This is a genomic window from Gracilibacillus sp. HCP3S3_G5_2 (genome assembly GCF_052063305.1).
In the GTDB taxonomy this organism is placed as follows: Bacteria; Bacillota; Bacilli; order Bacillales; family Amphibacillaceae; genus Gracilibacillus.
In genome coordinates, this window is record NZ_JBQHXU010000009.1 from 66,830 (window position 1) to 91,219 (window position 24,390).

The 24,390-nt window shown below is 36.4% G+C and carries 19 protein-coding genes; 3 read left to right on the forward strand and 16 right to left on the reverse strand.

The annotated features are described in order from the left end of the window. The first annotated feature begins 123 nt into the window (after positions 1-123). On the forward strand, positions 124-579 hold the full coding sequence (locus tag ACTNEP_RS14105) for a hypothetical protein (RefSeq protein WP_441162666.1): 456 nt from the start codon (positions 124-126) through the stop codon (positions 577-579). 88 nt (positions 580-667) lie between these two features. Here the strand turns inward: ACTNEP_RS14105 and ACTNEP_RS14110 are convergent, their stop codons facing one another. The 4 genes from ACTNEP_RS14110 to ACTNEP_RS14125 all read right to left on the reverse strand — a co-directional run bounded on the left by ACTNEP_RS14110 (position 668) and on the right by ACTNEP_RS14125 (position 3,143). Further along, on the reverse strand, positions 668-1,426 hold the full coding sequence (locus tag ACTNEP_RS14110) for a DUF4367 domain-containing protein (protein ID WP_441162667.1): 759 nt from the start codon (positions 1,424-1,426) through the stop codon (positions 668-670). Further along, positions 1,423-1,992 carry an RNA polymerase sigma factor gene (locus ACTNEP_RS14115; protein ID WP_441162668.1) on the reverse strand — a complete coding sequence of 190 codons (570 nt, stop codon included), beginning with the start codon at positions 1,990-1,992 and terminating at the stop codon, positions 1,423-1,425. Before ACTNEP_RS14115 ends, ACTNEP_RS14110 begins: the two co-directional genes overlap by 4 nt. 214 nt (positions 1,993-2,206) lie before the next feature. Further along, positions 2,207-2,443, reverse strand: coding sequence for an indolepyruvate ferredoxin oxidoreductase subunit alpha (locus ACTNEP_RS14120; RefSeq protein ID WP_441162669.1), 237 nt, complete (start codon positions 2,441-2,443; stop codon positions 2,207-2,209). A gap of 79 nt (positions 2,444-2,522) precedes the next feature. Continuing rightward, positions 2,523-3,143: a superoxide dismutase gene (locus ACTNEP_RS14125; protein ID WP_441162670.1), complete on the reverse strand. Its 621-nt coding sequence runs from the start codon at positions 3,141-3,143 to the stop codon at positions 2,523-2,525. 184 nt (positions 3,144-3,327) lie between these two features. Here ACTNEP_RS14125 and ACTNEP_RS14130 point away from each other — a divergent pair, with 184 nt between their 5' ends. Continuing rightward, positions 3,328-3,954 (forward strand): helix-turn-helix transcriptional regulator, encoded by a 627-nt coding sequence (locus tag ACTNEP_RS14130; RefSeq protein WP_441162671.1) that lies wholly within the window; start codon positions 3,328-3,330, stop codon positions 3,952-3,954. Positions 3,955-4,288: 334 nt separating this feature from the next. Then, positions 4,289-5,860 (forward strand): Vga family ABC-F type ribosomal protection protein, encoded by a 1,572-nt coding sequence (locus ACTNEP_RS14135; RefSeq protein ID WP_441162672.1) that lies wholly within the window; start codon positions 4,289-4,291, stop codon positions 5,858-5,860. 10 nt (positions 5,861-5,870) lie between these two features. On the opposite strand, the gene ACTNEP_RS14140 is transcribed toward ACTNEP_RS14135, so the two are convergent. From ACTNEP_RS14140 to ACTNEP_RS14195, 12 genes are all read right to left on the reverse strand, one after another. Then, positions 5,871-6,560: a YesL family protein gene (locus tag ACTNEP_RS14140; protein ID WP_441162673.1), complete on the reverse strand. Its 690-nt coding sequence runs from the start codon at positions 6,558-6,560 to the stop codon at positions 5,871-5,873. 13 nt (positions 6,561-6,573) lie between these two features. Further along, positions 6,574-8,967: a glycosyl hydrolase family 95 catalytic domain-containing protein gene (locus ACTNEP_RS14145; protein ID WP_441162674.1), complete on the reverse strand. Its 2,394-nt coding sequence runs from the start codon at positions 8,965-8,967 to the stop codon at positions 6,574-6,576. A 31-nt stretch (positions 8,968-8,998) separates the two neighbouring features. Next, the gene (locus ACTNEP_RS14150) at positions 8,999-11,053 is read right to left on the reverse strand and encodes a glycoside hydrolase family 65 (RefSeq protein WP_441162675.1); all 2,055 of its coding nucleotides are present in this window, start codon (positions 11,051-11,053) and stop codon (positions 8,999-9,001) included. Between the two features lie 16 nt (positions 11,054-11,069). Next, entirely contained in the window at positions 11,070-13,343 is a 2,274-nt protein-coding gene (locus ACTNEP_RS14155; RefSeq protein WP_441162676.1) for an AraC family transcriptional regulator, read from the reverse strand. Between the two features lie 102 nt (positions 13,344-13,445). Then, positions 13,446-14,999, reverse strand: coding sequence for an extracellular solute-binding protein (locus ACTNEP_RS14160; RefSeq protein ID WP_441162677.1), 1,554 nt, complete (start codon positions 14,997-14,999; stop codon positions 13,446-13,448). A 37-nt stretch (positions 15,000-15,036) separates the two neighbouring features. Beyond that, positions 15,037-15,906, reverse strand: coding sequence for a carbohydrate ABC transporter permease (locus ACTNEP_RS14165; protein ID WP_441162678.1), 870 nt, complete (start codon positions 15,904-15,906; stop codon positions 15,037-15,039). Continuing rightward, positions 15,907-16,842, reverse strand: a complete 936-nt coding sequence (locus tag ACTNEP_RS14170; RefSeq protein ID WP_441162810.1) for an ABC transporter permease — start codon at positions 16,840-16,842, stop codon at positions 15,907-15,909. It lies immediately after the preceding gene. Between the two features lie 367 nt (positions 16,843-17,209). Beyond that, on the reverse strand, positions 17,210-18,367 hold the full coding sequence (mmsB, locus tag ACTNEP_RS14175; protein WP_441162679.1) for a multiple monosaccharide ABC transporter permease: 1,158 nt from the start codon (positions 18,365-18,367) through the stop codon (positions 17,210-17,212). Positions 18,368-18,369: 2 nt separating this feature from the next. Continuing rightward, positions 18,370-19,905 (reverse strand): multiple monosaccharide ABC transporter ATP-binding protein, encoded by a 1,536-nt coding sequence (gene mmsA, locus ACTNEP_RS14180; RefSeq protein ID WP_441162680.1) that lies wholly within the window; start codon positions 19,903-19,905, stop codon positions 18,370-18,372. Between the two features lie 89 nt (positions 19,906-19,994). Continuing rightward, positions 19,995-21,095 (reverse strand): multiple monosaccharide ABC transporter substrate-binding protein, encoded by a 1,101-nt coding sequence (gene chvE, locus ACTNEP_RS14185; RefSeq protein ID WP_441162681.1) that lies wholly within the window; start codon positions 21,093-21,095, stop codon positions 19,995-19,997. A 235-nt stretch (positions 21,096-21,330) separates the two neighbouring features. After that, the gene (locus tag ACTNEP_RS14190; RefSeq protein ID WP_441162682.1) at positions 21,331-22,557 is read right to left on the reverse strand and encodes a response regulator transcription factor; all 1,227 of its coding nucleotides are present in this window, start codon (positions 22,555-22,557) and stop codon (positions 21,331-21,333) included. Further along, positions 22,557-24,374, reverse strand: a complete 1,818-nt coding sequence (locus ACTNEP_RS14195; RefSeq protein WP_441162683.1) for a cache domain-containing sensor histidine kinase — start codon at positions 24,372-24,374, stop codon at positions 22,557-22,559. The genes ACTNEP_RS14190 and ACTNEP_RS14195 overlap by 1 nt, the downstream gene beginning before the upstream one ends. Positions 24,375-24,390 lie beyond the last annotated feature (16 nt).

Here is a 24,390-nt window from a genome sequence, read left to right on the forward strand (position 1 = left end):
AAAGTGTTACCACTTAAAAATGTCGATTAATGAGCTAGGGAAAAGGGCATTTTTCTGCAACCTTTCTCCTACTACAAACGTCAAACATGTGAAACGAAAATTTCCTTGGAAAGGAATGGTTTTATGCAAATGTTAGTTAAAGGTTTACTAACATCATGTATTCTCATTATTGGATTTTTTCTTTATACTTCAGAGGTAAATGCTTTAGAGGGTAATGCTCCACAAATAAAGGAGGATATTATCAGCGTTCAGTCTACTAGATACATTAAAGAAGGGAATGCTTCGATTCGCAGAGTGGATTCTCAAACAGTGGGAGGCAGATGTAATACTTCAAGCTATTCCTCCGTCCACCAAATCTCCTGCACCATCAACCTACAAGTCAAAAATAAATCAACTGGACAATGGGTAAATACCGGGAACAGTAGAAGATTTGCTAAAAATAACAGTTCCTATGTCAGTGGCAGTGTCAACTTCCGAATTGAGAGGGGATTTGACTATCGAATCCGAGCCACTCATATCACCTCCAGATATAGCTCCACCGAACAGCTTACTTCTACCACTGGATATATAAGATATTAACTTAACATGAATATGGCATGCAGTTTGTTTTAGTATTCCTCCATCATAAAAAGAGTTTCGTGTCTTTATTAGATACGAAACTCTTACATTATTCTATCGATTCAGCAATTTTGACCAATGTTTCCTCGTTTTCGGCACCTTCCAGCTTCCAATTAACAGTAGGTGTACTCCACACTAATTGCAACAAGTCATCCTTGAATTTCAACAAGCGTGCTTCTCCATCAGATAATGCGATTGTCTTCACTTCCGTATCTCCATTATCAATCACTTTCGCATTAGCAAAGTCATTGGGTTGATTGGTGAGAAGTAAGGTCAACAGATTATCCCTATCGTCTATATAAGAAAGTTGAACTCGAAAAGCTGAATTATCTTCATAAAATACAGTGACTGTATCTAATTGATAGCTACCGGGTAAATAAGCTGGTTTACTAATGGGAAACTCTGTAACTGCTTGTGCCTCTTCAAAGTCCATTTCTTCACTATATGCTTGTACTTCTTCTGTTGTTATCTTATTAAAATCTGGAAGAGAATCTGTTGAAGGTGCTTCATCTTCTGTTGTTGATTGACTAATTTGTGTCGTACTTCCATCTGAGGTCACAAACATTTTCACAATCCAATCAAATGCTTGTAGTTGATCTGAGCTAGCAAAAGCAGAGCCAATCACAATTACCGCAATCATAGCTGCTACTAATATACTTTTCTTTGGCATTTTCTTCTGTGATTGTGTCGTTTTCGATATTTCGCTAACAATGTCTCTCCAGTTTTCTTCCTTAGAGCTTGGAGATTCTTCTACCTTTTCATAATCTTCTCTCAGTAACTTCTTCCACTTATATTCCTCATCCATCATGATTCACCACCAATCCATTGTCGTTTTGGATCTTGTTGTACTTTTTCTTTCATCTTTTTCCGGGCACGATGAAGTCTTGTTTTTACAGTTGATTCATTTATCTTTAAATAATGAGCCATCTCCTTAATGGATAAATCATGGATATAACGCAAAAGTATTACTTCCCGATACTCTGCTTTGAGCTCATGTAAAGAATTCAGCAGTTCCTCTTTCACTAAATTCTCTTCTACTATGTACAACGTGTCAAAATTATTTTCTTGCATATTTTTTTCTTGTATCATAACATCCTCTGTCAGTACCTCACGTGCTCCTTTTCGTTTCCTTAATAAGTCAATGGCTGTTCTTGTGGCAATCGTTGAAAGCCAAGCTCCCATCCGCTCTTTATCCTCTAAGCGGTGCATATGTTTATATGCTTTCACAAAGGTTTCTTGTAAAGCATCCTGAGCCAAATAACTGTCTTTTGTGATGAAATATACATCTCGATATACTCTCGAATAAAACATCTCATATACTAGACGGAATTCTTCTTGTGTAGGTTCCGATTTCTTTAATATTTTTTTCCACATCTCATTTACACCTTCTTCCATCACCATACAAATTATAACATTATTTCCTGAAGTTTGAACTGTTTTCTAACACCATTTTGGCAATGTTTTTTTCATTTTTTACATGACATATAAACAGCTTCGAATAATTGGATAGTCTTATCAAATATAAAAGGAGCTTACTTTATAAGTAAGCTCCTTTTAATTAACCTTGCTTAAGACTAGGGATATATGACTAATTACCAAAAAATGCTTCTGCCTTTTCTAAGTAAGGTTCCTGCTCTTCCGTTAAATCATACTCTTCTACAATTGCATCAACTGGACATACCGCTACACAGGCACCGCAATCAATACAAATATCAGGATCGATATAAAACTGGTCTTTTCCTTCTTCTATACAATCTACCGGGCATACCGTTGCACATTCTCCAGCTTTTTCTGTTTCACAAGGCGCTGTTATGACAAATGCCACACTACCCATCCCCTTTCATTAAAAACAAGTGGAAGAATCATAACTCCATCCTTCCACTTGTCTTAAACTGATTACTTATTTACTTAACAGCTGCTTGAAATTTTTCTGCGACAACATCCCAATTAATAACACGGTAGAAATTAGCAATATAATCAGGACGTCTGTTTTGATAGTTTAAGTAGTATGCATGCTCCCAAACATCGATACCAAGGATAGCTGTTTTGCCTTCCGAAATCGGATTATCTTGGTTTGGCGTACTAGTTACTTCTAATTTTCCTGCTTGATTTACTACTAACCAAGCCCAGCCAGAACCGAATCTAGTAGTTGCAGCGTTAGAGAATTGCTCTTTAAATTGATCAAAGCTTCCAAATGCTTCATCAATTGCTTTTGCTAGTTCTCCTTCTGGTTTAGTTGCTTTTGATCCTGGAGCAATCACTTCCCAGAACAACGTATGGTTGAAGTGTCCACCACCATTGTTTCTCACAGCCGTACGGATATTTTCAGGTACACTGTCTAAGTTAGATAATAGTTCTTCAAGACTTTTATCTGCTAAAGCATCCTGTCCTTCAAGTGCTTCATTTAGTTTTGTAACATATGTTTGATGGTGTTTCCCATGATGAATTTCCATCGTTTTTTGATCAATGTTTGGTTCCAAAGCGTCAAATGCGTAACCTAATTCAGGTAAAGTAAAGTTTGCCATATGTAAAACCTCCAATAATAATTATTATACCTTTTAGTATAAAAAGTATAATTATATGGTATAATACTTTTAACGTTTATTCAACTCTTTTATGATAAAATTTACATTTATTTCTTTTAAGAAAATGGATATTGTATAATAACACTATGAATAAAAAGGGATAGCCAATTTTAGGAGGAACCCTATGGAGCAATTAGTAAAAACAACTAAAGATCGGATTTTAGAGCTATTAAAAAAAGAAGTCTCTTTGTCTGTCAAGGAATTTATTGATCATTTAGATATTACCCACATGGCGATTCGCAAGCACTTAGCTACATTAGAAAAAGATGGTCTTGTTTTCAGTAAGCATGAGAAACAGGATATTGGGCGACCGATCCAAAAGTTCTTTTTAACACCAAAGGGAAACCGACTATTTCCGAACAACTATGAATCCATCAGTGTCGAGTTCTTAATGGATATTCAAGCAATACATGGGAAAGAATCGGTAGAACAGCTTTTTGAAAATCGGGAAGAACGACTGACAAAACAATATACTGACCTTGTCGATCAATCCTCCAATCTAAACAAAGTGCGAGATATCGTCAATATCCAGAACGAGAAGGGCTATATGGCAGAATTATCTCAGTATGATGATAATCAATTTGAAATAATTGAATACAATTGTCCTATATTTGCCGTGGCAAAAGAATTTCATATCGCCTGTCAATGCGAAACAAGGATGTTTAAAAAAGTGTTAGGGACAGAGCGTGTAGAAAGAATGCAATGCAAAACAGAAGGAAATAATCATTGCCGATTTAAAGTGCAATTTTAATCCCCTGTATTTTGCCTGTTGACTTCTCCTCGCTAATTATGTACACTTTGGTTAACTAAAAGCGAAAGGGTGAGCCTTGGGCCAATGAAGTTATAATCCTATTCTCTCATCATATTTTCATAAAGGTGTGTCGTTTCCCAATGGGATACGTATGTCTTTATGTAAAATATTCAGGATAGGATGGATACTCATTGACCGGCTCATGTATAAGAGATAGTTCGATCATCCTTCTTATACTTATACACATCTGCCTTTCATACGGGTATTGCCTCCTATTCTGAATGCGAATAAGGAGGCTTTTTATTGTCTCCAAAAAGAAATGGAGCGAATGTAGATGTTATTACAAGCAAAAGATCTCATCATCTCTGTCGAGGCAAGGACATTATTAGAAGTTGACTTAATAGAAGTATTCGAAGGAGAACGCATTGGACTTGTGGGAAAAAACGGAACCGGAAAAACAACCTTATTACGCACATTGGCCGGGAAATTGCCTCCTGAGCATGGAACTGTTATACACTATGGGACAGTAGAGCTTCTGCCCCAACTAAAAGCGGCTGATGATCATAAAAGTGGTGGTGAAATTACACAAGACTATATCCAAAGAGCATTCACCAAGAGAAGTAGTATTCTTTTGGCAGATGAACCAACCACACACCTAGACACGAACCATATTGAATGGGTAGAAAACACATTAAAGCATTGGCAAGGCGCTTATGTGATTGTATCACACGACAGAGCATTCCTAGATGCGACCTGTAGCAAGATATGGGAAATCGATCAGGGGAAATTACATGAATATAAAGGCAATTATCAACAATTCAAAGAACAAAAAGACCAAGAAACACGACAACATCAACAAGAATATGAAAAATACCAATCAAAAAAGCAACAATTGGAAAGAGCGTTAGTTTTGAAGTCAGAGAAAGCCGAAAGGGCTACTAAGAAACCAAAGAAAACAAGTAATTCCGAGGCAAAAATAACAGGAGCAAAACCATACTTTGCTAAAAAACAAAAGAAACTCCAGCAAACAGCAAAATCAATCGAAACTCGACTGAAAAAGCTTGAGAAAGTAGAAAAACCTTTTGAAGAACCTCCGATAAAAATGGATTTGCCGAATCAAGAAAAAATAGCAGGGAAAGTTCTTGTGCGAGTAGAGAATCTAGATGGTAAAGCTGGCGACCAGCTGCTATGGCGAAAGGCAAATTTCCTCATAAGAGGAGGAGATAAGCTTGCTATCATAGGAGCAAATGGAAGTGGCAAGACAACATTAATCCGAAAAATAGTCAATGGTGACAAAGGTATCCACCTTTCTTCTGCCTGCAAAATAGCTTATTTCAAGCAAGACCTTTCTATTTTGGATCCTAAGCTTTCGATACTGGAAAATGTACAAAAAAGCTCCAACCACCATGAAACACTGATTCGGACCGTACTGGCAAGACTCCATTTTTACCGTGATCAGGTTCATAAGACAGTAGGTGTTTTAAGTGGTGGAGAACGTGTGAAAGTAACACTTGCAAAGTTATTTCTAAGTAACAGCAATACACTAGTCTTAGATGAACCAACCAACTTTTTAGACCTAGAAGCATTGGAAGCACTGGAAAAATTGCTGTCGGAATACGAAGGTACTGTCATCTTCGTTTCCCACGATCGTAGGTTCGTCGAAAAGATTGCAACCAAAATAATTGCTATCGAAGAACAAGAAATTACCTATTTTGAAGGAAATTATCAACAATTTAACAATCGCGAAGAAACAGATGTGCTGGATGACAAGGAAGAACAATTGTTAATCATCGAAACAAAAATAACAGATGTATTAAGCAGGTTAAGTATGGAACCATCAGAAGAACTCGAAAAGCAATTTCAACACTTGCTTCAAGCAAAGCAACGATTGTCAAAAAAGCACTGATCTCTTAGGATCAGTGCTTCTTTATTTTTATCGAACTTGTTTGGAGCTTTATAAAAACAAGCAGTGCTATAAATACTATAATGGAACCAGAAAATAAAGGGATGAGATAAGTTAACCATTGTGTCATTACATAAAAAAAGGTGATACTAAGCAATCCCAGTGACATGGATAAAAGTGGATGACCGAACATGATAACAGCTACTTGTTTTAACAGACTTTGAACGTTACTGTCGATATTTACAGCGGCAGAGAAAACATGCAAATTATAAACTAGCGCAAAAAATCCCAAGACAATAAAAACGTATGAGAGGATACCGTTATCTAATTTCACCACATAGAAAAAGTCTATAATCAGAACAGCCCAGAAGACGGTAAATATTACCCCTAGTTTCATGCTTTTCTTAAAATTCACTCTATAAAAACGCCAAAAATCACGCCATAAATTGATATCTTCTTTTCTAATAAATTGATTTACAATCGAAAATAATGCAACAGTAGATGGAAAAAAAACAAAAGGAGATAGCAATAGTATGGAGCCGAATAATACCCCTATCACGCCTATCTCATCTGCTAATAAAAGGTTGATCAAAATAAAAATGATTGGTATATTGCATACCATCCAAAAGATATTAGCAAATGAAAATTTATAAATCCAATCTGCAATCACATAAAATCTACCGATAATCCCTGAGTTTTGCATATTCATCCCCCTTCTATTTAGAAAAAAACACTAAGGTTTGCTCTCCTGCCATTTTTATTTGGTAATATTTTTTCCCTAAGTCGGCTTGCAATTCCTCATAGTTTCCTTGCCAATTGTAACCTGAGAAGTATGAAGGTAAATAGAGGAGGATATTTGTTTCTCGATTCGCCTTTATTTCAGTCGAAAATGTCCCCATTTGTAAGTCCCAACGAAAGCTTATGGTACCTGTACAGAAATGAAAGGTATTTACCTTCCCTGTTTTCCATTGATCCGGTAAGGCTGGCAAGAGTTTAATCATCGTCGGTGACACATAGATTAACATTTCCTGAATGGCATTTACTATCCCTAAATTGGCATCCATTTGAACCGGTGCATAGTCAATCTCCATCGTCATCCCCATATTACGCCAATCATTATGAACCGTATAAAGGTTATTTAATAAACAGGATCGCGAAAGATGTTCAAGACAAATACGCGCTTTTACAGGATCTTGTAACCTTGCATATATGCTTGCCATATGAGCGAAGGACCAGCTTGTTTGTGCTCCTAGTTCTCTTTTTTGAACTGCTTTTTGAAATCCCTCAAATAACACTTCTTCTTTTTCTTTTATGATCTCTTGCCCAGGAAAAATTGGATAGATATGGGACAGGTGCCTGTGTTGATCATTATCCTCAAAATAATCACTCATCCATTCTCTGATTGACCCGTCTGGATTCATTTGATAAGTAGGAATCTTTTCAAGCATCTCCTTCCATACCGGGAGTTCCCGTTGATTCATTGAAACTACTGAACTACCTTCTATTAGATTAGTTAGCAATTCTTTCATCACTGCAAAGTCCATCGTAGCATTTATGGTTGTCGGCATCGGATGGGCTACTGGCTTACTACTTTCTGGCATAAAATTGGCAGGGGTATTCTCTGGTGATACGGAAGGATAATATTGATAGAACCCATCTGTTCCCACTTCTAAAAAATCCTGATAAAATACCGCTACCTCCTTCATAAATGGTAATGCCTTTTGCTTAAGAAATTCTTTATCTCCAGTAAATTGATAATATTGAAAAAAATGCTGTGCTAACCATCCTGCAGCAGAAGTCCAATTCATGATCACCGGCACCAATTGATTCGGCTTACCTAATCCTGGAGTTGTTCCTGCTGGTATATAGATTCCACGACAACCAAATAACTTCTTCGCATTATCTTGAAAATCAGCCATTAAACGCTCATAGTAATTAATGAAGGAAAGGTTAAAGTCAGCCAACCCTCCTACATAACTATGCCAATACATCATTTGAATATTTTCATTTGCCATCCGGTGACTCCACATAAGATGGTAGTCTCCATGCCATAATCCATACATCGAAAAAGGTTGACCGTCTACATTTGTTCCAGAAATAAACAAATATCTTCCAAAGGACCAAAGTTTTTCGTAGAGTTTTACTGGAACATTTCCTTTATATGCCTGTAAAAGCAACTCCTCATTAGACCAATGCTCTTGCTCCTCTGTTAGTTGTAAAGTGGAGGAAAAATACAATGGCTGATAAATTCGTAGGTGTGCATGTAGTAATTTCTCATAGTTACCATCTTTTTCACTTAACGCTTCTTTTAATATTGGCCATTGTAATGTACTGCTTGCTTTAACAAAAACCTTGATAAGTATTAATAGACTATTAGCATTTGCACAACGTAACTTTCCTTGCTCAGAAATTAAGTCACCTTCTTCAGTTATTACTCTGGCAACTGCCCCAAAATCCTTGTGATCTTCATTTGTAGCTTTATAAAATAGAAAGTTATCTTTGGTTTGAACTTTCACTGTACTGGATAGCTTACTGTACCTATCTTTCATATTAGGTGAATCTGTTTGATGTAAGGAAAAACCTAACACAGCCTTAATAGCATTTACCTTATTTGCACTAATTTTATAGACTATTAAATTATCAGCTCTGGATACAAATAAATTTCTAGTAAATGTCGTATCATTTTCACACCATTTGACACTTACCTCACCTGTTTCCATATTAATTCCTCTGCTATACTCACTAAAGCCTTGCTCACAAAGCATCTCCAATCGTAAATCGACTAATGGAAGCGGACAAGATAATTTGGAATAATAACCTTTCTCTTTCACAGTATTTGTTAAGTGCCAATTCGCTTCTTGAAATTTCCCTTCATTCATTAAAGCTCGCGTTTCTTTTAAAGATTGACTGACATCGGGTAATTTACCTTTTACACCCATATGCCATAATTCAGAATGATTAATTAAAATCGTTTCTTTATTTACCGCCCCATAGACAGCTGCTCCCACTTCTCCGTTACCTGATGGCAATGCTTCTCGCCACATATTTCTCCACCATGAAGCTGGATACTGCAAAATAAGTTTATTTCGATCAGGGACACTATCAAACAAAACATCTCCTCCTCACTAATATCCGAAGCTGTTATATATAGGCTTGAAACCCTTCCGCCTGAATAAGCCACTTATTGTTTTTAGGAAACCCTGGATAGTCTCCACTGTCATATCCATCCCAGCCTGCTATCATCATTGCAATGGCAATTAGTAGCCCGCCATTACCTGGCAAATATGCAGTTAACCCTGGTCGCTGATAATTGTGTCCATTAGGTAAATACGTATTTTTCACTGTCTCCATCAATAAAAACTCGACTGCGAGCTCTTTTTCTCCTAAACGCGCTGCTGTCATCGCACACATCGGGAAGTCCCATCCCCAAGCCGTATCCCATTGCCACTCCTCTTTCACCTTTAATAATGTATGGAGCATTGTTTCCCTTTTAACTAATGATCCCGGAAGGATACCTAATGCCGCAACCATTGAAGGATGATCATAGTTCTTTTCAGAAAACGTATTATCACAATTTTCATGTGCTAAATAAACTCCATTTTTTTCTCGAGGACGCTTTAAATGAGCAGCAACATGAACCCATTTTTCACTTGGAGAAAGCCCTAATCTTTTGGCCCATTTTATGGCAATTTCTAATCCATATTTCCAATATTCATTTTCATATGGAGGGTTTTTGGAATCCTCCATTCTGTGGCATTCTTGCGCAGGGATTAACGGTGGTCCCAAGACGTACACCTTTTCCTTTGGATCCCAACTTGCAAAATCAGCCATAAAATCGGCAGACTCAAATACTACTTTTTTATATTGGTTAAGCACCGTCACAGTTTCACTACTTCGATAAAGCAACTCTGCTAACATAATAGGATGTGGCTGCTGCCAAATAAGTCCAGGTGCTACAGGCGATGGACTCTGTTTCCCATCGATTCCTACCATTTTTGGCCACCTAGCACCATTGAATCCTTGTTGGGTGGCTATTTTTTTTGCTATTGGTAAAACCGTGTTAAACCAATGTAAACTATTGTTTAATCTATCTGCTCTACCCCAAAGCGGAAAGTGAGCACTGTGCCACCAATACATTTCCAAATGGGCCTTACCAAACCAGCTATTGTACATCAACCCTGTTTCCTGTGGCGGAATAGTTCCACTGCTGTGAATCGCTGTTAAATACTGAGATAAAATTACTCTCCGCTCTAATTCATTGGATCTGACATCGACGCTCCCCTCGAAGGAAACAAAAGCTCCTTTTTCCCAAAAATCCTCCCAATATTGTTGAGAAGCTTTCATCATATCTGTCATTACATGAACTTTTGTGATTTCCGTAGAACTAAACGAAACAGTAAAACAATATTCACTTTGGTGACTCGGAGGAATTATTTTATAGCGATGGTAGTCAAGACGTGTAAAGCTTGCACCATTTTTCTCCCATCGTACGTAATAACTATCCTTATCCATCATCCGTTTTAGAATCACTGCTTGCTCGTCTACACTTAATTCAAAGGTTTTGTGCCTTTCATCATGCTCCCAGTTCAAAGTAGTCGCTTTATCCCAGCTATCATGGCTAACATCAGGCAAGGGGAATGACTGAATAATCTGCAGTCTGCCTGCTTGTAATAATGCGGAAGTTACATAAACGCCAATCGAATCAGAATTTGGATCACAAACTGTTTTTACCAACACCGCTTCACCATTCACCCTATACTTACTGGTTATGATTCCTGACCAGAGATCCAACTCTTGATCAATTTGAGTAATAGCATTTGTGTCTATCATCTTTTCATTTTCATCTAAGAATTGAAAAGAAATTTGACCAAGTTGCAATCGATGTGGATTCTGTCGTAGCCAGTGATACGCTTTTTCTTTATTTCCAGGCTTCATTGGATATAAGATATCTCTCCCAGAATGTTCAAAAGTCTGATATTCTATATCCGTTTCATCAAATAAATTCTTCCTTCTACTATAATGCCACCCCCAATTTGATTGGGTTCCTAAAGGGGTTTCATACACATATGGGAATGTTTGTAGCCCTGTAAAATCTACACTGAAACCAAATTCACCATTCCCAATAGATAATGGAGATAAGGTTTCTATCTGATTGATTCTAGGATTATGTTTTTGGACAATTCTCTTTCTATCCACCTTAGCTTCCTCCCTTTTATTCCTCTTTTTCCATCACTGAATTTAACCTTCTATACCTACCTGGTGTCATTTCTTTATATTCACGGAACTTTCTTATAAAACTATTTTCATGCTGATAGCCCACTTCAAATGCAATATCTGCTATTTTCTTATCTGTCTCTGTTAATAACTCCTGTGCACGTTCCATTCTTAACTTGGTAAAATAACCATAAATAGTGTCGTTCATCTCTTCCTTAAACCACTGACTAGCTAAACTTACACTAACACCAACGGATTCAGCTATTTCTGGAATACCGATAGGCTCACCTAAATGAACATTCATATACTGGATCATTTTTCTACATTTTACATATCTTTTAGAGTCATTTAACTTTTTTATGTTCTCCATTCTTTCTGATATTCTCTCCTTGAAAACAATAGCTATATCTTGTAAATTCATTGTCCGAATTTCTTCTGAAGTAAGAAAAGTTGAATGTATACGATTATTTTCTATAAAAATAACTTTTCTTACCTGTTCGATAAAATATAAGGCTAGTTCAGCACTAATATCGCTCCTATCAAACAACTGAAATAATGCTGTGACATCCTCAATAGCTTGCATAGGATCTTCGAGAGTAATAGATTTTACCATACTATCCATTTTTTCTATATTTGCGTCATTATCTTCCTTCTTTATGTCCCCTTTCGTATAAATATCTCCATATCCGCCAAACAAACGGTATTGAAGCGCCTCTTCCGCTTCATTCATCGCCTTTTTTAAATCCATAAACGTAACACCTGATTCATGAAGTCCTATTGAAACAGAAAAACCTAAAATATCCCTAATATTTGTAAGCGCTATCTTTAAATGGCTTACAAGATTGATTTTCCCTTCTACGTGTTGGATAATGATAATCATTTTATCCTTACCAATGTCTACTGTCTCAACTGAATAATGCGTCGATAGTACCTCGGTTAAAATATTTGCCATACCAGACTTCACAACAGAGCGATAAGTTCCTGTAACATCTTCTTTCCACGAAAGATAATTATCGATCGAAACTACAATTAATTGAATATTATTGTCATTCCATTCTTTAAAATAGGTCTGCCATTTTTCCTTTTGTTCTGCTCTGTTCATTAACCTTCCAATATATATGTCATATAAAAATTTTGATTTAGCCTCTAATTTCATTTTTTTGATTAATTGGGATAGTTGTGCATGATCACTTACTAAATCATCAATAATATTTTCTAAATGAAGTAAGTCTCTTCTATAATGTGGATCAGCTTCAACGGAAAATAGTTCTTTCATTCGACGAATAGGTTTTAACTCAACCGAATGAATGAAAAATATGGCCGCACCACCAATTATGAGTGAAATTATAGACACAATGATTATTACGTCTAGTATTGTTTTTGATTTAGCAAGTATATTCTCTTGTGAAACTACAGAAATATATTTCCATCCAGTGTAATCAGATTCAATTTGATTTGCCAATAGTATTTTATCGTTATACGTAATATTACTTAAATTCCCTTTGCTTATTTCTTCCTTCACAAATTGGACAGTTTCTAAATCAAAGGTATGATTTTTTGTTGTATGTAGAATGGTATTATTTTGGTCTAAAATATATTGCATACTATTAGACTGTTGCTCAGCAGCTGATTTTAATTTAGAGAACAATTCTGTTTGATTTAGATTGATTGCAACAATTCCCATCGCTTCCCCATTTAAATTTATCTTACGAAATAATGAAATGTTCGAACCTTTATATTTTGCTCCCTCTGGCAAATCACGATACTTAACAACCATTGATGTTTCCTTGAATTCATCGATCACACTAGTCCACTCTGCATCATTAAAAACAGCACTACTAGAGCTAAAGCCCTGGGGTATCGCGACAAAACTATCATTCTTCAGACTATAAATATAAATACTTTGAATAAAAGAGGCATTATTGGTAATAGTAGTTAGCTTATCATAGATTTCCGTGATATTTTGATAAGAGGGTTGTGCATGATTTGTTAAAAAGCGAGTGACATCATTATCTAATGCTAATTTAACTGCAATTTGATCGGATTCCATTAAATATTCATCAATTAAATTCATGTTTATTGTTAACATCTGATGCTGTGGTTCATTTAATTCCTGTTGTAGAATTTCTTTCGAAGTATAATAAGAAGAAAAACCGACTATTAGTATAATAAAGATAATAGGAATCATTAAAATTAGTAGTAACCTAATCTGCGTATCTGAGAGATTTTTTCTGAGCATATTCTTTATTTTAACTGGGAGAAACTTTGACATCTACTCACCTACCTTTTGAGTTCAAGCTTTTTTCTTCTTCATCAAAAGCCTACACCTTACATAACGTTACTCCTCCTCAACCATAAGAGGAGGAGTAGCCTTTTACTTTGTATTTGCATACCATTCCTGGACACGTTGTGTTACTTCCTCACCTCCAGATTCGTACCATTGCTCTACAAATTCATCAAATTTGTCAATAGACCATTCACCTATGACAATTTTGGTTAAATACTCTTGGAATAATTTATGTGATTGAATATCAGGATATCCATCATAAACAGTGCTAGGTAATCCGTCACCTGCAATCCTTCTTGCATCTGCTTTACTTATTTCAAAGATATCCTTTACCATTTCTTGTTCATCCTCAGAAAAGGAGTTTTCAATTCTTACATCCATTGATTCTTCGGTCGTTAAATTAAGCATCCCCAGTGCAATTGGTTTATCGTCTGAAGAAGGTAATAATACTTTCTCTCCATCAACCACTTCATGCTGAATTCCTTCAATACCATATTGAACGAAATCCTCATTTGCTGGATCATAAAAGAAATCAAGTAATTTCAAAGCATTTATGGCGTTATCCTCGGAAGCCACGGGAATCATCCACTCTGGTTCACCCATACTTTTTTGTGTAATAAATCCTTCAAAGCCCTCTACTTCGGGAAGAGGCATTCCAACTACATAAGCATCTGGCGCGCCCGACTTCATTGCAGCATATCGTTCATGTAAATTAGCAGGTAGGTGATACCAGCTACCAACTAAATTATTATTAATCTTAGCTGTCCATACATCTCCCTTGTTCAAAAATGTTTCATTATCTAATAATTCTTCAGCATATAATTCTCTTATAAAAGAAATAGCAGCTTTCATATTCTCTGATGTACCTGCATAATTAATCTCTCCATCGTAAATATCCCATTCCGGATAGCCTTCCCACATTGCTACACCAAACATCGCAAACAAGTGATCCATCCAAGTGCCAAACTCTCTACCTGATGTAGGAAGCTCATCTTGCTCCCCATTACCATTTGGATCTTGATCACGGAAGGCAATTAACATTTCTTTATACTCATCTAAGGTTTGCGGGATATCCATACCAACTGCATCTAGCCAATCCTGCCTTAATAAGGCCGCACGTTCTGGTATTAAATATACTTTTGGGACATAATATATTTTTCCGTCCGGAGATGCAGATCTTACAATATTCCATGCTTCTTCAGGGATTCTTTCCCATACATTAGGGGCATACTCTGGTAACAAGTCATCTAAGGGCAAGGCACCACCTTGATCAATTAATGTCTGTTCCACTCCACCAATTGGTCTAAGGATATCAGGAAAATCCTCCGAAGCAATCATTAAATTAATGTATTCAGCAGGTTCCGAGCCTGGAGGGGTTGACTTTAGTTCATACTCCACACCCGTTTTTTCTTTAATATATTGTACATGCGGATCATCACTGTCAGGAATAGTCCCCTTACCTAAATGACTTTTAAATACACTAACCGTCTCAGATTGATCACTTTCTACTGAGGATTCTGCATCTTCATTCCCTCCATCCTGACTTGTTGTATCATCGTTCTCTGAACAAGCTACAAACAATAGCAAAAACAGTACCCAAACAGAAAACCGTAAAAAATGAATATAATGATTTCTTCTCATCCGTTCTTCCTCCCTATTTATAATCTACAGGCATTCATCATTCCTTTAACGACCCTAGTACTGCTCCTTTCACAAAGTATTTTTGCAAATACGGATATACTAAAACTATTGGGACCGTAGCAAAAATAATCGTTGCCGCTTTTAGCGTGGTTGTATTAAAGTCAAAATCACCCATAATTAAATCCACCGCAGCAAGCTCTTCTTCAGAAGTAAAGAATGCTCGCAACCGCATTTGCAACGGCCAAAGGTCTGGATTTCTTAAAAATAGTACAGCTGTCTTAAAAGTGTTCCAGTAACCAACAGCATAAAATAGACTAATGGTTGCGAGAACTGGTTTTGATAGTCGTAGGTAAATTTGAAATAATAACCGAAACTCATTGCAACCATCAATTCGTGCTGCATCATCAATATCACTTGGTATTCCTAAAAAGAACGTACGGACAATAACCATATTAAAAGTACTAATTAAACCCGGAATTATTAAGGCCCAGATGGAATCCATCAGCCCTACCTCTCTAACGGTTAAAAAGAAAGGTATCATTGGCGCATTAAAAATCATCGTGATTACCATCATTAACATAATCGGTCTACGAAGCAGAAAATCCTTCCTCGATAATGGAAACGCTGTCAAAACTGTGAATAGCATACTTAAAAAGGTTCCTACAATCGTGATAAATACCGTTACCCCAAAAGCTCTCCATAATACTTCATTTTGGAGAATATGTTCCCAAGTGGCCATTGTAAATTCGACAGGAATTAGAAATACTTTTTTGGAATCGGCAGCAATAGGTGAACTAAAGGAAACTGCCAGCAAATGTAATAATGGTGCGATCATAGTCGATGCTAATACGATTAGTAAGGTATAATTAAACAATTGAAATAATCTTTCTCCAATAGATTGTTTCATTTACCACAACCCCTGTTCTGATTTTCTTGCAAGCCTATTAAATATCCACAACAATACAAAACCAATAACGGACTGAAACAGACCAATTGCTGTCGTTAAGCTATATTGTCCTTGTAACACCCCTGCCCGATATACATAGGTCTCAATAATATCTCCAACAGAGTAGGTCATCGGAGTCAAAAGGTTAAAAATTTGATCAAACCCTAACTCTAAAAAGTTACCAATATTTAATAAAAACAATACAGAGATTGTTGGTAACAGTAAAGGAAGCGTAATATAAACCGTTTGTTTAAAACGATTTGCTCCATCCATCACCGCTGCTTCATAAAGGCTAGGATTTATTGCTGTTATAGCAGCTAAGTATATAATCGTACTCCAACCAACTTCTTTCCAAATTCCCGAAATAATGACAATCGACCTAAAATAAGCTTCTTCTTGCATGAACAGTATCGGTTCAAATCCGAGCATTTCTCTTATTGCATTTACTATACCTTGACTTGCAAGTAGTTCAAATACTATTCCTCCCACAACTACCCATGATAAGAAGTGTGGTAGATAAAATAAGCTTTGTACTGTTCTTTTTACTATCATTATTCTTATTTCATTAAATAATAAAGCTAAAATAATAGGTGCAGGGAATTGGAATACCAATTGATACAATGCGATTAATGCAGTATTCCGTAAAACCTCATGAAAGTCTTGATAATGCAGCAAGCTTCTGAAATTCTCAAGACCTACCCAGGGACTTGCGAATATTCCTTTGAATATTTGAAAATCTTGAAAGGCAATCACACTACCTAGTAGAGGAATATACTTGAAGACAATGTAATAAATTATCCCCGGTAAAATCATTAAATATAGCATCCAATGTTTTCGTACATTTTTGATGAAACTACTCCGAAGTAAGCGATACCATAATCCATCCTTCTGCATCATGACTTGTTCATTTTTTATATGCCCATCCATGCACTGCCCCCTTTCTTTACTTTCAATAAAAGCATATCGCGAATGCAGTACGATAAACAATTAACTATTTTCACAATTTCTATTCAATTCTTCGTTAAATGGATAATCTATAATTTGTTCAGTTTATGTTACTTATGTTTGTTCTAAAGTATTGTTTATGATAAACATGTAATTATTACTTCATTTGTAGAATAGAAAAAAAGACAATTCATCAATCTATTTGACTGATGAATTGTCTTTTTTCTATCAATAAGAAGTGTACATTTTTCATATTCGCTTAGCTATGCGCTTACCTTTTATGAGTTATTTTTCACTTCGATTACCATTTTTAATCCAGCTACCCTTTTCTCTTATTATAAACATCAAACCCTACAGCAATTAACAATACTAACCCTTTAATAAACTGTTGCCAATCGATTCCAATACCAATCAATGACATGCCATTGTTCATTACACCCATTACAAGGCCACCGACTATTGCACCAATAACAGTCCCAACACCACCGGCCATTGACGCACCACCGATAAATACTGCAGCAATTGCATCTAATTCCAGCATGTTACCTGCTGCTGGTGTGGCTGAATTCAAACGTGCAGCAAACATTAAACCTGCTAAAGCAGCAAGCACACCATTATTAACAAATACCCAAAAAACAACACGTTTTGTTTTAATTCCTGATAAATCCGCTGCTTTTTTGTTTCCACCTGTCGCGTAAATGTGGCGACCCATCGTCGTATTCTTCATGATGAAGGTATACACTATAATTAATGCAAACACAATAATCAGTACTGTTGGTATCCCTTTATTTAAAGCTAATTGATAGGCAAACCAATTGATCGTTACTAATAATAATGCAAGTTTCGCAATGGTAATCCAAAGTGGAACCACTTCAAAATTATGATGCAACTGTCTTCTTCGTTTAGTAAATTCTAAATAGATTATCACTAATGATAAAATGATCGATAATATAAGCGAAACGATGTGTAAATCACCCGATCCGAAATCAGGAATGAAACCGCTACTAATTTTCTGAAATGATTCTGGAAAAGGCGCTAAAGATTGACCGCCCAACAACCATAATGTTAGACCTCTAAATATAAGCATACCAGCCAATGTTACGATAAAGGAGGGAATGCCAACATAAGAGATCCAAAAGCCTTGCCATACACCGATTAAGGCTCCTGCTATGATGGCAATAATAACTGCTAGCCACACAGGAACATTCATATTAATAATAAGTACGCCAGCAATAGCCCCAATAAATGCCACAACCGAACCGACTGATAAGTCAATATTTCCAGTAATAATTACTAATACCATCCCAATAGCTAATACAAGTATAAATCCATTTTGCAAAATTAAATTAGTCAAGTTTAAGGATGTAAAATTTACTCCGTCTGTTAAAAGCCAAAATAGTCCGGTGATCAAAACCAATGCAATGATCATACCGTATTCTCTAAGGTTATTTCTAAATAAATTGAATATTGTTTGCATCTCTAATTCCCCCTTGCTCCGGTCATAAAACGCATGACACTCTCTTGATCTGCTTCTTCTCTACTTAGTTCACCCGTCAATCGTCCTTCATTCATTACATAGACCCTGTCTGATAATCCTAATATTTCTGGTAATTCAGAAGAAATAATTATGACAGCTAAACCTTGCTCAGCCAACTCATTGATTTGTGAATAGATCTCAAATTTCGCCCCAACATCAATACCACGAGTAGGTTCATCCAAAATCAAAACATCCGGTTCTGTAAAGATCCATTTACTAAGGACTACTTTTTGCTGATTACCCCCACTCAAATTACCTGCTAGCTGTTCAAGCGTTGGTGTCTTAATATTTAGCTTCTCTCTTAGTTGTTGAGTTTCGATTACTTCCTTATTTTCATCAATAACCACACTTGATTTAGAGATTCTTTTTAAATTGGATATCGTCATATTACGTTTTATATCATCAATTAAATTTAAACCATATGTCTTACGATCTTCCGACACATAGGCAATCCCATTCGCAATCGCCTGACTTACTGTGTTGACTGCAATCTGTTTTCCGTCTTTATACAATTCTCCACTTATTTTCTTACCATATGATTTTCCGAAAATACTCATTGCTAATTCTGTTCGACCAGCACCCATCAGTCCTGCAATTCCGATAATCTCACCTTTCTTTACATAAAAATGGACATCATCAATGATTTTTCGATCCTGCTGTTGGGGATGATAAACATGCCAATTCTTCACTTCAAAAACAACCTCGCCTATGTTAGGGTGACGGTCTGGAAACCTGCTTGTTAACTCACGCCCTACCATCCCCTTGATAATTCTTTCCTCTGTTACTTCTTCCTTCTTCGTATCTAATGTTTCAATTGTTTTTCCATCTCGAAGTATAGTAATAGAATCAGACACAAATGATACCTCATTTAGCTTATGAGAAATTAAGATAGAAGAAATGCCTTGCTGTTTTAACTCTAATAATAACTTTAGCAAATTCTCACTATCTGTTTCGTTAAGGGCAGCAGTCGGCTCATCGAGAATTAAAAGCTTCACGTTTTTGGATAAGGCTTTAGCGATTTCCACCAATTGTTGCTTCCCTACACCGATATCCATCACAGTAGTTTCAGGAGAATCTCTAAGCCCGACACGTTCTAACAGTTTTTTCGATTCTAGAATAGTTTCCTGCCACTTAATTATTTTGCGAGATTGCCGTTCATTACCAAGAAAAATGTTCTCCGCAATTGAAAGATAGGGACTTAGTGCTAATTCCTGATGAATAATGACAATCCCTAAATTCTCACTCTGTTTAATATCTTTAAACTGACATTCCTTACCTTCAAAATAAATAGATCCTTCGTAACTTCCATATGGATACACACCGCTTAATACTTTCATTAATGTGGATTTTCCTGCACCATTTTCTCCGACCAGCGCATGGATTTCCCCCTGTTTCACTTGCAAGTTCACATTATCTAAAGCTTTTACACCAGGGAATGCTTTCGTAATGTTACGCATTTGCAATATATAATCAGACATTCCTGCACCACCTTTATAGCTCATTTATCGCAATGAATGTAGTGGTGATCTTTGGATCACCACTACATTCAATTCTTTATCATGGCTGCTTACTCTAATTCATCTTCCGAGTAATAGCCACTATCAATGACAATTTCCTGGTAGTTATCAATATCTACAGAAATAGGTTCAACCAGATACGTTGGAACAATTTTTTCATTGTTATCGTAGGTCTCTGTATCATTGACTTCTGCTTCCTCACCACTTAGTATGGATTCTGTCATTTCCACTGCAACTGCAGCTAAATCTCGAGTATCTTTAAAGACTGTTTGTGTCTGCTCTCCAGCAATAATTGATTTAATAGAAGCTAACTCGGCATCTTGACCGGTTATTACCGGTAGTGGAAGATCATCAGATCCATAACCTACACCTTTGAGAGCTTGAATAACACCTCGACTGATGCCATCATATGGCGACAAGACAGCATCAACAGTTTCTCCACCTGAGTAAGAGCTACTTAAAATATTTTCCATACGTGATTTCGCGGTATTACCATCCCAACGCATTGTTGCTGCTTGTTCAAATTCTGTTTGATTACTTTGAATAACTAATTTTCCTTCATCTAGATATGGCTGAAGCACACTCATCGCGCCATCCCAAAAGAAGTATGCATTGTTGTCATCTGGCGAGCCACCGAATAATTCGATATTGAATGGCCCATCTTCATTCGCTAAATCAAGTGTCTCTTCAATGTAAGTTGCTTGTAATACACCTACTTGAAAATTATCAAATGTTGCATAATAGGAAACATGTGGAGATTCCATAATCAATCGATCATAAGATACTACCTCTATACCTTGGTCATTCGCTTGGCTTAAGACATCCGTTAGCGCTGTACCGTCAATGGAAGCAATAACAAGTACTTCTGCACCTTTTACGATCATGTTTTCAATTTGTTCAATTTGTGTATCTACGTCATCTTCTGCATATTGCAAATCTGTCTCATAACCTAATGCTTCTAATTGCTCTACCATATTATCCCCATCATCAACCCAACGCTGAGAAGATTTCGTTGGCATCGCCACACCGATTAGACCACCATCTGCCGACTCTTCACCACCCGAGTTTCCATCTGTCGTATCATTACTACCACAAGCAGCTAAAAATAAAATAAGACTAAAGAAAATTGCTAACATACTAGCCTTTTTCATCATTGTAACCCCTTCCATTTTTATATTTACTTATCTTGCCCGCTTATAAATGTAGCACATTTCTATTTGTAATCCTTTACAAATTTCTAAACAGTTTTTATAAAAATTTAATTTACCTCTAAACATGAGCTCTCCTTTCTTCCCACAGCAATATCTTCCCATCGAAGTAGCTTCCTGGATGATATACGCTCTTTTAGTCTTCTGGCTAACAAAAAAAGCGAAGACATTGGAAGGTTTACCATGTCTTCGTTCCGTTACTTATCTGTATACAATTTTGCCTAAACTGCTTTGGGGGCATTCCTGTCAATTTTCTAAAAGCTGTGCTGAAATAATGTTGGGAATCATATCCTACTCGTTCAGCTATTTCCCTAATACTGAGATCTGTTGTTTTCAATAATTTTTCTGCGGCCTGCACACGTATCTGTGTAACTATTTTTACATAAGAAACTCCCACTTCCTGCTTAATCATTTTGCTCAGATAAACAGATGAAACATGAAGAGATTCCGCAATACGTTCCAATGTTAGTTGAGAATCATCATAATGGTTACGAATATGCTGTATCGATTGTTTAACTAGGGGAGAAAGCTGCATATATTTATTTATTTCTTGCTTTGTTGCACCATATACAGATGGAACATCCCCAGATTCCAGCTCGACTTGCCTAGCATATACATGTAACGACCATTCTTTTTCTATCAATCCTTCTAAATGTAACGCTAAATCAGTTGAAGTTTGATCCCAAACGAAAATGGAAATCCAATTGGTATCTTCCATAAATATAGCACTCACATACTTATCCACCGCTTTTTCCAATAATTGTCTTATTAATTCCGCTTGTTGCTTGTCTCTTTGTTCATCAAATAAATGAAAACCCGGCTCGTCATCTAGCCATTTTATCATAATAAGTGATACAGGTTCTGTAGGAGGCAGTCCAAGAAATTGTAACTGATCTTTTACCTCCTCATCATCTAGCATATCCTCCATCCAATCAAGGAAAAAACGATTGCTCAATTGCTGGCGATTCTTCTTCATCTGCCTAGAGGCTTGTTGCCAATATTGGTCTTCTTTTCTTTCTTGTTCTAATTGCATTTTTACCTCTGTTAGAATACTTATTAGTTGAGTAGGGTTTATTGGCTTCAGTAAGTAATCCTTCACCTGCAAGCGAATTGCCTCTTGAGCATATTGAAAATCGTCATACCCGGATATTACTATCATGCGACAATCTGGTAATTCCCCTTTGATTTGCTTCATAGCTGCGATACCATTCATGATTGGCATATTTAAATCAATCAAAAGTACATCAATTTTATGTTTGATTGCTAATTCAACAGCTTCTTCCCCATCTTCAGACTCTGCAACAACTTCCATATTGTAATCCTCCCAGTTAACGGAGGACCTTATCCCTTCTCGTATGATATACTCATCATCTGCTATCAACACTTTCCAGGTTTTCATTTCCATTACTTCCCCCTTTCATGATTATTTACTTCGATAATCGGCAATACGATTGTAACAGTTGTCCCGATGTCTACCTGACTATCTATCGATATACCATAATTTTCTCCATGTGTTAATTGAATTCTTGCTTGAACATTCAACAGCCCGTAACCTTTTTTATTCCTTGTTACTTCCGGATTCTCCGTTCTGTCAACAGCCTCTCTCAAGGCTGTTCTTATCTCATCCAGTTGTTCTGTAGACATACCTTTTCCATCATCTACAATTTGAATTAGCAAGTTAGATTGCCAGTGTTTAGCTTCTATTTTTATATGCCCCGTTCCTCGCCGTTCTTTAATTCCGTGATAGATAGCATTTTCAACAATTGGCTGCAGGATAAATTTTAATACTGATTTGTTTTTAATAGATCGATCCACACTCATTTCATAATGGAGCTTTTCGCGATATCTTGTTTTTTGGATTGTCAAATAGCTTTCAATATGCTCGATTTCTTCAGCCAATGAAATGATATCACGCCCCTTATTCAATCCTATGCGAAATAGTTTAGCTAATGATTCCACTACTTCTGCCACATCGTCTGCTTTTTGTTTTCTTGCCATCCATTGTATAGTATCAAGTGTATTGTAGAGAAAGTGGGGATTAATATTTGCCTGTAAACTACGAAACTCTGCATCTCTTTTCTGTCTCTCCTGTCTTTCCGTTAAACGCATTAAGTCATTAATTTTCGTTAACATAGTATTAAAACTTCTACCTAGTAATCCTATCTCGTCAAATCGTCGCTTACCTTTGTACCTAACCTTAAAATCTCCTCCCTCTGCTCTCTTCATAAAAGATACTAATTGCACGATCGGCTTCGAAATGGAATGAGATAGAAAATAAGATACTGGAATTCCAAATAACATTATAATAAATATAAATACCACTAAGTAAAAATTAATTTCTTGTAATCCGTAGGCCGTTTCTTCCGCAGGGAAAACGCCAACCGTCACCCAATTGGTAAATGGGGACCATTGATAAATAAATTGAATTTTCTCGCCATTGATCGTTTTAGAAAAGTCTCCAGATTGTTGCTCATTCATCCAATTCAATGGTAGATCGTGTACAATAGGTTGGTTCGGTTGATAAATGTGTTGACCGGTATCATCAAGCACCATTAAATAGCCACTTTTCCCCAATGTCACGTCCTTTACCGTTTCAGCGATTACTCTTAGTTTCAAATCGATTAATATCACACCGTGAACTTGCTCTGTAAAAGGGTCTACTACCGCTCTTACAACAGTGACAACGTCATCATTAGTATAATCTACGATAGAATGCAGTCTTCTTCCATCAGGTCGGCCAACAATCTTAAATATACCATTATTTTCAACAGCTTCTTGGTACCAGCTTTCTTGTGTTAAAGGCATAATAGATGGTGCATATAATTCATTACTGACATAATCACCTGTGTCATTAACTACCATAATCCCAGCTACTTCAGGAGATACAGTTGTGAAATTACGTAAATATCGCTGTATCTCATATTTATTGTCGGATAAGGCATTAGGCTCCCATTCATCCCTTGCCAAAAATTCCTCCACAGCTACGTTATTTGCAATCATATAGCTATAGCTTTGTAGATTATTAATGTAAAACTCTAAAGATTCGTTTACTTTATCAATTAATTGTAATGTATTATCATTCACTTGCTCTTCTATGACTCTTTCAATCGTCCAACCGATTAACAAAGCCAAACAAAAAATCGGGAATATACTTATCAACAAAAAATGGGAAATTAATTTGTAGCGAATTGGAATATTATTAATTTGCATCCAGCGTTTCACCAGGCATCCATCCATT